This window comes from Providencia stuartii (assembly GCF_029277985.1).
In the GTDB taxonomy this organism is placed as follows: Bacteria; Pseudomonadota; Gammaproteobacteria; order Enterobacterales; family Enterobacteriaceae; genus Providencia; species Providencia zhejiangensis.
The window spans coordinates 1,491,339-1,503,153 of sequence record NZ_CP119546.1; the positions used below are offsets into that span (position 1 = coordinate 1,491,339).

Here is an 11,815-nt window from a genome sequence, read left to right on the forward strand (position 1 = left end):
CCGGACTTACCGTCAGTAGGTAGTTCTATAGCATAAATAGATAAAATGCTATCCTATAATTAACTATATCAAATGGTTGTTATAACATTTCCTAAATTAAATATAGGGAGGTACATTGCGACCATTATGCTCCCAACAAGTAAGGCCATTAATAGGAGCAATATGGGTTCTAAGTTTTTGAGTGATTTTTCCATGAGGGCGGTATGTTGAGTTGAAAAATGAGTAAATAAGTATTGTGAAAAGTGAGGTAGTTGGCCTGACTCTTCTGCCACCGCAATCAATTGATAGACTATTGCGGGGAAAAAAGAGTTATGTTTAACGGCATTAGACAATGATTCTCCTTTTAACACAGATTGATATACCAATAAGCTAGTTTTTTTATAGATTGGTGTATGGATCGTCTCTGCTGTGCATTTCAGACATTCTGTTAATGGCAGTCCCGCGCCTAGTGTAGAGGATAAGGTTAGAAAGAATATATTGAGATTATTTATTTCAATGAGTTTTTTTATCGGGGGAATATAAAACAGTAAACTCGCCATGAATATTGAAAAATAAGCATTAAACCGCCAAATAAGTGATAAGGAAATTAGGGTAATCGGCAGTAAATAAACTAAATACTGAGTGATTAAATTAGAAATGCTTATCATTAATTTAGTGATCGCTGGTAACTCATGTTGAAAACTATGATAAATAGTTTCAAATTGAGGTAGTACATAAATTAACATAATAAAAACTAACACAATTGACAATAACACGAGTATTAACGGATATCTCAGTGACTTTATAACCTTTTTTTGGGCTTCAGCATCGTGTTTTAGCATGGTAGCGATAATTTTAAAGGTTTTTTCATAATCTCCTGTTTTTTCGGCTACTTTTACTAAACTGATAATTGTTGGAGTGAATATGTTCGGGTGCTTCTCAAGATTATTGGAAAGATTATTCCCACGTTTTAAATCATAAATTGCTGATGCGATGATTTTTCTCCACAATGGATCTTTTATATTTTTTTGTAAAATATATAGGCTTTGCAATAAATTAATGCCAGAGGAGAGGAGCGTATTTAATTGATAAAAAAAATGGACGCGATAATGAATGTTGCTCTTATTCAGAATGAATAACGATCTAAAACGGATTTGAATAGGCGTGTGTTCAGACTCGAGTAACTCAATAAATGCAGATTTTTTATTTCTAGAGATAATGGTATCTTTAATAAGATTATTTTCATGAGATAACGCGATATAGGAATAAATAAACATTATAATTCCTCTCCATATCCGATGACTGAATATAGCTCTTGTAGCGTTGTTTCTCCGCTATCGATTAAATTTAAACCATCTTGAAAAAGCGTTTGAAAATGATTAGTATGATTTTTTTCATAATGAAAAATTTGGCTAAGCGCATTTTGTTCCAGATATTCATAGATTGCTGTTCTTCCCATAAAACCCGCAAAACAGAGATCACATCCAGCCGATGACCATTCTTTAATTGAGATATTTTCACTTATTTGCACGACCTTTGGCTGTTTTACTTTACAGTTAGGGCATAATCGACGTACGAGTCTTTGTGCAATGACCATTTTTAAACACGAACTGAGTTGTGATTTACTCACCCCGAGTTGAGTCATTCTATCAATGGCACTTAACGTGCAGTTGGTATGCAAAGTTGATAATACTAGGTGCCCTGTTTGTGCAGCTCTGGTTGCAATCTGGGCTGTTTCCTCATCCCTAATTTCTCCGATCATAATAATATCTGGGTCTTGTCGAAGTAACGCGCGTAATATATGTGCAAAACTTAGCCCATATTTATCATTAACGTGTATTTGATTAATGCCTGACAATGGGATTTCAATCGGGTCTTCAATAGTCGATATATTACGTGAAGATTGATTGAGATATTCTAATGAACTGTAGAGTGTGACTGTTTTTCCACTACCGGTAGGCCCAGTCACGAGAATTAACCCCTGTGGCTGCAATAATTTTTTCTTTAAACTGACCAGTAACTGATTATTCATACCAATTTGTTCAATAGAATATTTTAGCTGAGTATTCTGTATTCGTAGAACCAACTTTTCTCCATATAGCGTTGGAATCGTTGATAAACGGATACTGTAGTTGTGTCCATCAAAATACCAATTCATTTGCCCATCTTGCGGTAATCGTTTTTCCGCAATATTTAATTTTGCTAGTATTTTTATGCGTGCAATAATTTCATTATTGATTTCTAATGGTGGGGATGGAATAAAATAGAGTTTACCATCAACGCGTAGGCGGATTTTCAGCCCCTGTTTTGTCGGTTCAATATGAATATCAGAAGCGCGTTTTCTTACTGCGGCTTTCAACATATTTTCAGCAAAATCAACGGCTGGAGAAGTGATAGCTAATTGTTCTTTTTCCTGGCTATGGTATACGGTTTCTGGTTCTTGAATCTCGGCATATTTTTTATTGAAGTAGTGGTCAATTTTTTCTTTTGGCCATATATCATAACATACAGGCACACCAGCAATAAAACGTAAAGTCGCAAGAACATTATCATGAGGTTTTTTAGGTACACCGATAGACAGTCGTTTATTATTATAATCTACAATAATAATATAATGTTTGTCACAGACACTTTTAAGCTCTTTGAATATAAAATCCTGTTCCCTGGTGGTCATCATAATTTATCCTATTTTTCAGAATACAAATGTATTTTCACATAACGTTTTTAATTTATTATCATTGCTGCTTTCACATATGACTTGCCATTGAAAGGGGGAGCTATCAGTCGGGACTGTTGGTGTTAATGTGACGGATAAACTGTCGAGATTTTTGTCTGCGGTGAAATTTATCACTCCGGATGCTACATCTATATTTTTTATATATTTTCCTTTTATATTGTTGGGGATATTTTCACTCCCTGCATTACAGGCTGCGAGTGTTCCTCTATTAAAGGCACAGATCTCTATATTATTCTTATAAGGTAAAATAGTTTGCAATACATCGGTTATGGCGGCCTTTTGCATATAACCTTGATAACCGGGGATAGCAATAGCACTTAATATGGAAATTATTGCAATAACGACCATGATTTCAATTAAAGAAAATCCTTTTTGATTCATATAGCCTCCTTGTTGGGTGAGGGGATACTTTAAAATGGAAGGGATGATTATTTAATTCAATAAAATTCATTTTGCGAAAGGCTATGTAAATGAAAAATTGAAAATGACACATATTACATTTTCTTGGGAGGAGCCTCGCAAATACAGATTGAATGGAAAATAACATGTTTTATTTATTAGCGAGTATGATAGCTATAATATGTATAAAGAATAAATAGGATAAGTTGATTATAAAAATAATAGGAACCTTATTATATATTTCTATTATTTATTGCGATTAAACGAGGTTAGCAAGATATGTGATAGATCCAATTTGAAAAACGCTATAGTGCGATTAAAACAGTGGATAAATAAAAGCGGCAAAAGATGCCGCGAGATGTTAATTCATAATAGTGTTTATCAACAGTGTGTGGCTAACTGTGTTTTAAATCGTTGCCAATCAAAATAAGGTCCAGGATCTGTCTTTCGATTGGGGGCGATATCGCTATGCCCCGTGATGTGGTTCCTGATTTCAGGGTATAGCGTGATAAGAGAACACGTGAGTTTGGTTAATGAATCGTACTGTGCAGTAGTAAAAGGTTCAAAATCAGTACCTTCTAGTTCAATACCAATAGAAAAATCATTACACTTTTCTTTACCTTGATAACTCGATTGTCCTGCGTGCCACGCTCGTAGATGAAAAGGAACATATTGAATAATTTCGCCATCTCGGCGAATTAAACAATGAGCAGAAACACGAAGGTGTTTAATTTCGTCGAAAAAGGGATGCTCTGTTGGATTAAGTGTTCCAGTAAAAAGTTGGTTGATATAAGGCCCCCCAAACTGCCCTGGCGGGAGGCTAATGTTGTGGATCACCAAAAGAGAAGGGGACACATTTTCTGGTCGTTCATCATGATGTGGTGACGGGATATGGGTCACATTTTGCAACCAACCATTATGTATTTTCATATCCAGTGCCATAGTATTCCTTTCTATCTATTCTTCATTTGCAAACATCGCTGTGAGGAAGAAAGATTAGCATATACATAGAATAATTCGAGTTGTATGTTTGTATTCAATAACGTGTTTTTTTTGTTAAAGCGAAGAAGATGCTAAAGTAATTTGGTTGATTAAGCGAGAGATAGGTTTATCACACATGCCATGTGCCTTGAAGTGACAGGATAGATGGCGAATTGCACATACAGGTATTGGAGTTTATTGATGGCGACAAGGCGTTATGACGAAAATCAAAGACGTGAAGCACTGTTTGAAAAATTAAATACTGATATTCCTTTTATGGTCACTCATGCATTAAAAGAAGACCTTGGCCAAATTGTAGATGTTCGACAAGACATCACGGGGCAATTGTTACAGCCAGCAGCCCGCGCAACTGCTCGTATTATCACGAGAGAAGATGGTGTGTTTTGTGGTCAAAAATGGTTAGAGGAAGTATTTAAGCAGCTTGGTGGGCAAATCGATATCACATGGCATGTTAATGATGGTGATAAAGTGGTTCCAAACCAGCTACTTTGTGAAATGTCAGGCCCTTCGCACATCCTATTGACTGGTGAAAGAACGGCCTTAAATTTTATTCAAACGTTGTCTTCAGTTTCCACGGTCACCGCGCAATATGTGGCACAACTTGAAGGCACTAAAGCAAAACTCTTAGATACGCGTAAAACTATTCCAGGGCTAAGAAGCGCTTTAAAATATGCAGTATTAATGGGAGGAGGATATAACCATAGACTTGGTTTATCAGATGCTTATTTAATTAAAGAAAACCATATTATTTCTGCTGGCTCAGTAGCTAAAGCTGTCACGTTGGCACGACAAGCTCATCCTGAAGTGCCAATTGAAGTTGAGGTTGAAAATTTAGATGAATTACTGCAAGCATTAAAAGTAGATGCAGATATCATCATGCTCGATAACTTTACCGTTAATATGATGAAAGAAGCCGTGGTGCTAACGGCTGGTAAAGCCGCCCTCGAAGTGTCAGGAGATGTAACATTAGACACGATCAAAGAGTTTGCAGAAACAGGCGTTGATTTCATTTCTGTCGGCGCGCTCACGAAACACATTAAAGCGATGGATCTATCGATGCGTTTTGCGGAAGAAAAATAAGTAAGCACTGATAGATGGAAGTAGATTTAACCTATTTATGAGTTTTAACCTTCTGTATATACAGCAAAACTCTCGTCCTTGATGGCTAGGTAAGAGAATGACCAAAGCGAGAAAGTGCCTTATTTTCTGGCTTTGGTGTCATCGAGTGAGCCTCGATTTCTATATCGTTATTTAATAGAGACGGTGCCGACAGATCGTTTTATTGGTGCACTGAAGTGACTTTCTAGGGAAGGAACATTGAGCATGACAAAATGCGTTGACGATGTTGATTTTATTTCTATTGTAATCAACCAATCAACCAATCAACCAATCAACCAATCAACCAATCAACCAATCAACCAATCAACCAATCAACCAATCAACCAATCAACCAATCAACCAATCAACCAATCAACCAATCAACCAACCAACCGGTTAACCGACTGACCAAGTTATAAGCAGAGTACATATTTATTTCAGGGTGTTAAACGATATTTTGGCTTATCTGTGTGGAGAGAGCTTAAAATAACGACACGGCTACGCTTTGAGCTGCATTCTTGTCTGAATACGATGTAATCGGGTCGCTTGTAGATTTTTGTATGGTTAAATTTTGCTATTTTAGTGAAACCATACAACTCTTATATTGAGTAAAACAACAAATAGTATGAATAGTTAGCGATATTCTTCACTCCAACTCATGTATGTTTCTTGCGCGTATCGCTTTGATTGAGAGCAGTAAGAGAATATTCATTTTTTATGAATTTAAATTCCAAATATCTGCAACTATATCGTTTCAGCTTCTTTGTTTAAGCATATAAATTCGATAAAAATGTTAAATTGGCGTGTTTGTGATAGGCGAATTGGTTATCAAAACATGCTAAATTTTAAAAAAATCTGTTAAAATTTGCAGGATTTTATGATTTAGCGCAAGGTCTTTATGGACAGTTAGTGAATACTTTGTTACTTTATTAATCCATAATGAAATTGGTATTACCAATTAACACTGAGTGATACCTAATCAATAATTAATCACTAATGATCATGGCAGGTTATGGCTTACGGTAAAATTCGCCAACCAAAATTATCGGATGTCATCGAGCAGCGCCTCGAGCATCTTATTTTCGAAGGGACATTACGCCCCGGCGAAAAGCTGCCTCCTGAGCGTGAACTGGCAAAACAGTTCGACGTTTCTCGGCCATCAGTACGTGAAGCTATCCAAACCCTCGAAGCCAAAGGGCTATTATCACGCCGTCAAGGTGGTGGTACGTATGTTCAAAAACAAATGTGGCAAAGTTTTAGTGACCCACTAACCGAACTCCTTACCGGTAATCCAGAATCTCAATTCGATCTTCTTGAAACTCGTCATGCCCTTGAAGGTATAGCGGCTTATTATGCCGCATTACGCGGTACTGATGAGGATTTAGAACGTATTCGACAAAGTTATGAATTGATCATAAAAGCTCAACAAAGTGGGGATATTGATGCGGAATCTAATGCGGTTTTGCAATATCAACTTATTGTCACAGAAGCAGCACATAATGTAGTCATACTGCACTTATTACGCTGTATGGTGCCGATGTTGGAACAGAATATTCGTCAGAACTTTGAGTTTTTATATACCCGTAAAGAAATGTATAAAGCAGTTAGTGAACATCGTGCTCAGATATTCTCCGCTATAATGGCAAGAGAACCTGAGAAGGCAAGAGAAGCTTCTCATCGTCATTTAGCATTTATTGAAGAGTTACTTTTGGATATTAGCCGTGAACAAACAAGACGTGAACGCTCTTTACGTCGGTTGCAACAACATCCTGAATTAAATTAGTAATGCAGATTACTGACTGCTGCGTCTGTATTACTGTGACTACTCTCTGTGAGAGTTCTAGCGGCAACAACAGCAGGGCCTATCTTCCCGCTATTTTCTGCAAAGTAGCGCGAAGATAGGCTCCACATAAACATTAAAAAATAGATAACAGATAAGGAATACACCATGTCAGATATGTTGAAAAATGACGTGGATCCGATTGAAACTCGCGACTGGCTACAGGCGATTGAATCGGTCATCCGTGAAGAAGGTGTTGATCGTGCTCAGTTCATTATCGAACAGGTATTGAGCGAAGCGCGTAAAGGCGGTGTAAACATTGCTGCTGGTGCATCTGGTAGTTCTGATTATATCAACACAATTGCTGTTGAAGACGAGCCTGCATACCCTGGTAACATGGATTTGGAGCGCCGTATTCGCTCCGCAATTCGTTGGAACGCAGTGATGACTGTACTGCGTGCTTCTAAGAAAGATTTGGAACTGGGTGGCCATATGGCATCATACCAGTCTTCAGCGACTTTATATGAAGTTTGCTTTAACCATTTCTTCCGCGCTCATAACAATAATGATGGCGGGGATTTGGTCTTCTTCCAAGGTCATATTTCTCCAGGAATTTACGCTCGTGCATTCTTAGAAGGGCGCTTAACTGAAGAGCAGATGAACAATTTCCGTCAAGAAATTGGTGGTAAAGGTCTATCTTCTTATCCTCACCCTAAACTGATGCCTGATTTCTGGCAATTCCCAACAGTGTCAATGGGTCTTGGTCCAATTAACGCAATCTATCAAGCTAAATTCTTGAAATATCTTGATAACCGCGGTTTGAAAGATACTTCTGCACAAAGAGTCTATGCATTCTTAGGTGATGGTGAGATGGATGAGCCAGAATCTAAAGGTGCAATCACTATCGCAACTCGCGATAAGCTAGATAACCTCGTATTCGTTATTAACTGTAACTTGCAGCGTTTAGATGGCCCTGTAACAGGTAACGGCAAAATTGTTAATGAGCTAGAAGGTATCTTTAGCGGTGCTGGCTGGCAAGTTATTAAGGTTATGTGGGGTGATCGTTGGGATGAACTGCTACGTAAAGATACTAGCGGTAAACTTGTCCAATTGATGAACGAAACCCTTGATGGTGACTATCAGACCTTTAAATCACGTGATGGTGCATACGTTCGCGAGCACTTCTTTAATCGTTATCCAGAGACAGCTGCATTAGTTAAAGACATGACTGATGATGAGATTTGGGCTCTGAACCGTGGTGGTCATGATCCGAAGAAAGTCTATGCCGCATTTAAAAAAGCAGCAGATACTAAAGGTAAACCAACTGTTATTTTAGCTCAAACCATTAAAGGTTATGGTATGGGTGAAACAGCAGAAGGTAAAAACATTGCTCACCAAGTGAAAAAAATGAACATGGATGGCGTTCGTCACTTCCGTGATCAGTTCAACGTGCCAGTGGCTGATGATCAACTCGAAAAACTGCCATATGTTACGTTTGAAAAAGATTCTGAAGAATACAAATATCTGCATGAGCGTCGTCAAGCATTAGGCGGTTATCTGCCAGCGCGTCGTACTCACTTTGATGAGAAATTAGAAATCCCTACATTGTCTGATTTCAGCCAATTGCTAGAAGAGCAATCAAAAGAAATTTCAACCACTATCGCATTTGTTCGTGCGTTAAACGTGATGTTGAAAAACAACTCTATCAAAGATCGTTTAGTCCCAATCATTGCTGACGAAGCACGGACTTTCGGTATGGAAGGTCTGTTCCGTCAAATTGGTATCTATAGCCCGAAAGGTCAGCAGTATACGCCTCAGGATCGTGAGCAAGTGGCTTACTATAAAGAAGACTCTAAAGGTCAGATCCTACAAGAAGGGATTAACGAACTGGGTGCAGGTGCATCATGGTTAGCGGCTGCAACATCCTACAGCACGAATAACCTGCCGATGATCCCATTCTACATCTACTACTCCATGTTTGGTTTCCAACGTATCGGCGACCTATTGTGGGCAGCAGGTGACCAACAAGCTCGTGGTTTCTTGATTGGTGGTACTTCAGGCCGTACAACTTTAAATGGTGAAGGCTTACAACACGAAGATGGTCATAGCCATATTCAATCACTGACTATCCCTAACTGTATCTCTTATGACCCTGCTTATGCTTATGAAGTTGCAGTCATTATGCAGGACGGTTTAGAGCGTATGTATGGTGAGAAACAAGAGAACGTGTACTATTACATCACGACTCTGAATGAAAACTATCATATGCCAGCGATGCCAGAAGGTGTTGAAGAAGGTATCCGCAAAGGTATCTATAAACTGGCTTCAATTGAAGGTAGTAAAGGTAAAGTTCAGCTGTTAGGTTCTGGTTCAATGATGCGCCATGTTCGCGAAGCGGCTAACGTGCTGTCGACTGAATACGGTATCGGTTCTGATATCTATAGCGTAACCTCGTTCACTGAGTTGGCGCGTGATGGTCAAGATTGTGAGCGTTGGAATATGCTGCACCCATCTGAAGCACCACGTGTACCTTATGTTGCTCAAGTGATGAATGATGCGCCAGCTGTTGCATCAACTGACTATATGAAACTGTTTGCAGAACAGATTCGTACTTTCATCCCAGCAAGCGATTATCGTGTATTGGGTACTGATGGTTTCGGTCGTTCTGACAGCCGTGAAAACCTACGTCACCACTTTGAAGTGGATACATCTTATGTAATCGTTGCGGCGCTAGGTGAATTGGCTAAACGTGGTGAGATTGATGTTAACGTCGTTGAAGAAGCGATTAAAAAATACAACATCAACCCAGAAAAAGTTAACCCACGTCTGGCATAAGAGGTAAGAATCAATGTCTATTGAAATCCAAGTGCCTGATATCGGTGCTGATGAAGTTGAAGTCACCGAAGTGATGGTCAAAGTTGGTGATAAAGTAGAAGCAGAGCAATCACTTATCACTGTTGAAGGTGATAAAGCTTCTATGGAAGTACCATCTCCACAAGCGGGTGTGGTTAAAGAAATTAAAATTGCAGTTGGTGACAAAGTTACCACCGGTAAATTAATTATGGTATTTGAATCAGCAGAAGGTGCCGCTCCAGCGGCTCCTGCTGAGGCTCCGGCTGCACCAGCGGCGGCAGCTGCTGCTGAGTTAAAAGAAGTATCCGTACCTGATATTGGTGGTGATGAAGTTGAAGTCACTGACATCATGGTTAAAGTTGGTGATACTGTTACAGAAGAACAGTCACTCATCACTGTTGAAGGCGATAAAGCGTCTATGGAAGTTCCTGCTCCATTTGCAGGTACGGTCAAAGAAATTAAGATCGCAACAGGTGATAAGGTGAAAACTGGGTCGCTAATTATGGTCTTTGAAGTCGCCGGTTCTGCACCAGCGGCAGCACCTGCACCAGCAGCGTCAGCATCTGCACCTGCTCCAGCAGCTTCTGCAATTAAAGATGTGAATGTACCAGATATCGGTGGTGATGAAGTTGAAGTCACTGAAATCATGGTTAAAGTTGGCGATACTGTTACAGAAGAACAGTCACTCATCACTGTTGAAGGCGATAAAGCGTCAATGGAAGTACCAGCGCCATTTGCAGGTACAGTCAAAGAAATTAAGATCGCAACAGGTGATAAGGTGAAAACTGGCTCGCTGATCATGACCTTTGAAGTGGCAGGTGCAGCACCAGCGGCAGCAGCCTCTGCGGCTCCAGCTCCGGCTCCTGCATCATCGGCTCCGGCACCTGCGGCAGCGCCAGCGAAAGCGGCTGATAGCAAGAATGAATTCGTTGAAAACGAGGCTTATGTTCATGCGACACCAGTTATTCGCCGTTTAGCTCGTGAGTTTGGGGTTAACCTTGCTAAGGTAAAAGGTACTGGTCGTAAAGGTCGTATTTTGCGTGAAGATGTGCAATCTTACGTTAAAGATGCGATCAAACGTGCTGAAGCGCCTGCCGCAGCGGGTGGTGGCCTGCCAGGTATGCTGCCATGGCCAAAAGTGGATTACAGCAAGTTTGGTGAAGTTGAAGAAGTTGAACTGGGCCGTATCCAAAAAATCTCCGGTGCTAACCTGAGCCGTAACTGGGTCATGATCCCTCACGTTACGCTGATGGAAGACGTTGATACTACTGATGTTGAAGAGTTCCGTAAGCAGCAGAACAAAGAAGCAGAGAAGAAACAGCTAGGTGTTAAAATTACCCCACTGGTGTTTATCATGAAAGCTGTGGCTCGTGCGCTTGAAGAAATGCCACGTTTCAATAGCTCTATTTCTGAAGATGGGCAACGCCTATTCATGAAGAAATATATCAACATTGGTATTGCGGTTGATACACCTAACGGTCTTGTTGTTCCTGTTATCAAAGATGTGAACAAAAAAGGCATCATGGAACTTTCTCGCGAACTGATGGAAGTTTCTAAGAAAGCACGTGCAGGTAAATTGACGGCTTCTGATATGCAGGGCGGATGCTTCACGATTTCTAGCCTTGGTGGTATCGGAACAACTGGTTTCGCACCAATTGTTAATGCGCCTGAAGTAGCTATTATGGGGCTATCTCGCTCTTCCATGAAACCAGTATGGAATGGCAGTGAGTTTGTACCTCGTTTAATGCTACCAATGTCACTTTCATTCGACCATCGTGTGATTGACGGTGCTGATGGTGCTCGCTTTATCACCTTAGTAGGTCAATTGATGAGCGATATTCGCCGACTGGTGATGTAATAAATAAGACCGGCTAATAGGCCGGTCTGTTTTATTTAGGCTGGGGCAGAATTTTTTACTGTTCATCCGAAACGTTGCGAGTCACGTCACGTAATGAGCCTTTTCAGGA

At 39.8% G+C, this 11,815-nt stretch carries 9 protein-coding genes; 5 read left to right on the forward strand and 4 right to left on the reverse strand.

The genetic code is table 11. The features are described from left to right. Window positions 1-68: 68 nt before the first annotated feature. The 4 genes from P2E05_RS06390 to ampD form a co-directional block, all read right to left on the reverse strand. A complete protein-coding gene (locus P2E05_RS06390) occupies window positions 69-1,256 on the reverse strand; it encodes a type II secretion system F family protein (protein ID WP_154635761.1) in 1,188 nt (395 codons plus the stop codon). Continuing rightward, window positions 1,256-2,656: an ATPase, T2SS/T4P/T4SS family gene (locus P2E05_RS06395; RefSeq protein WP_154635760.1), complete on the reverse strand. Its 1,401-nt coding sequence runs from the start codon at window positions 2,654-2,656 to the stop codon at window positions 1,256-1,258. Before P2E05_RS06395 ends, P2E05_RS06390 begins: the two co-directional genes overlap by 1 nt. 15 nt (window positions 2,657-2,671) lie before the next feature. Beyond that, window positions 2,672-3,097, reverse strand: a complete 426-nt coding sequence (gene ppdD, locus P2E05_RS06400; RefSeq protein ID WP_154635759.1) for a prepilin peptidase-dependent pilin — start codon at window positions 3,095-3,097, stop codon at window positions 2,672-2,674. 399 nt (window positions 3,098-3,496) lie between these two features. Then, on the reverse strand, window positions 3,497-4,045 hold the full coding sequence (ampD, locus tag P2E05_RS06405) for a 1,6-anhydro-N-acetylmuramyl-L-alanine amidase AmpD (protein WP_154625098.1): 549 nt from the start codon (window positions 4,043-4,045) through the stop codon (window positions 3,497-3,499). Between the two features lie 252 nt (window positions 4,046-4,297). Here ampD and nadC point away from each other — a divergent pair, with 252 nt between their 5' ends. From nadC to aceF, 5 genes are all read left to right on the forward strand, one after another. Further along, window positions 4,298-5,197, forward strand: coding sequence for a carboxylating nicotinate-nucleotide diphosphorylase (gene nadC, locus P2E05_RS06410; protein ID WP_154625097.1), 900 nt, complete (start codon window positions 4,298-4,300; stop codon window positions 5,195-5,197). 243 nt (window positions 5,198-5,440) lie between these two features. Then, window positions 5,441-5,623 carry a PT domain-containing protein gene (locus P2E05_RS21645; protein ID WP_276123057.1) on the forward strand — a complete coding sequence of 61 codons (183 nt, stop codon included), beginning with the start codon at window positions 5,441-5,443 and terminating at the stop codon, window positions 5,621-5,623. 604 nt (window positions 5,624-6,227) lie between these two features. After that, complete coding sequence (gene pdhR / locus P2E05_RS06420; RefSeq protein ID WP_154625096.1) at window positions 6,228-6,998, forward strand: pyruvate dehydrogenase complex transcriptional repressor PdhR; 771 nt, start codon at window positions 6,228-6,230, stop codon at window positions 6,996-6,998. A gap of 165 nt (window positions 6,999-7,163) precedes the next feature. Then, the gene (gene aceE, locus P2E05_RS06425; RefSeq protein ID WP_196713371.1) at window positions 7,164-9,830 is read left to right on the forward strand and encodes a pyruvate dehydrogenase (acetyl-transferring), homodimeric type; all 2,667 of its coding nucleotides are present in this window, start codon (window positions 7,164-7,166) and stop codon (window positions 9,828-9,830) included. A 13-nt stretch (window positions 9,831-9,843) separates the two neighbouring features. After that, the gene (aceF, locus tag P2E05_RS06430) at window positions 9,844-11,706 is read left to right on the forward strand and encodes a pyruvate dehydrogenase complex dihydrolipoyllysine-residue acetyltransferase (RefSeq protein WP_269723795.1); all 1,863 of its coding nucleotides are present in this window, start codon (window positions 9,844-9,846) and stop codon (window positions 11,704-11,706) included. The last annotated feature ends 109 nt before the right edge of the window (window positions 11,707-11,815 follow it).

Coding starts and splice junctions, on each gene's coding strand:
- ppdD (WP_154635759.1), bottom strand. CDS start 3,097: ATGAATCAAAAAGGATTTTCTTTAATTGAAATCATGGTCGTTATTGCA.
- ampD (WP_154625098.1), bottom strand. CDS start 4,045: ATGAAAATACATAATGGTTGGTTGCAAAATGTGACCCATATCCCGTCA.
- P2E05_RS21645 (WP_276123057.1), top strand. CDS start 5,441: ATGACAAAATGCGTTGACGATGTTGATTTTATTTCTATTGTAATCAAC.
- aceE (WP_196713371.1), top strand. CDS start 7,164: ATGTCAGATATGTTGAAAAATGACGTGGATCCGATTGAAACTCGCGAC.
- aceF (WP_269723795.1), top strand. CDS start 9,844: ATGTCTATTGAAATCCAAGTGCCTGATATCGGTGCTGATGAAGTTGAA.
- P2E05_RS06390 (WP_154635761.1), bottom strand. CDS start 1,256: ATGTTTATTTATTCCTATATCGCGTTATCTCATGAAAATAATCTTATT.
- nadC (WP_154625097.1), top strand. CDS start 4,298: ATGGCGACAAGGCGTTATGACGAAAATCAAAGACGTGAAGCACTGTTT.
- P2E05_RS06395 (WP_154635760.1), bottom strand. CDS start 2,656: ATGATGACCACCAGGGAACAGGATTTTATATTCAAAGAGCTTAAAAGT.
- pdhR (WP_154625096.1), top strand. CDS start 6,228: ATGGCTTACGGTAAAATTCGCCAACCAAAATTATCGGATGTCATCGAG.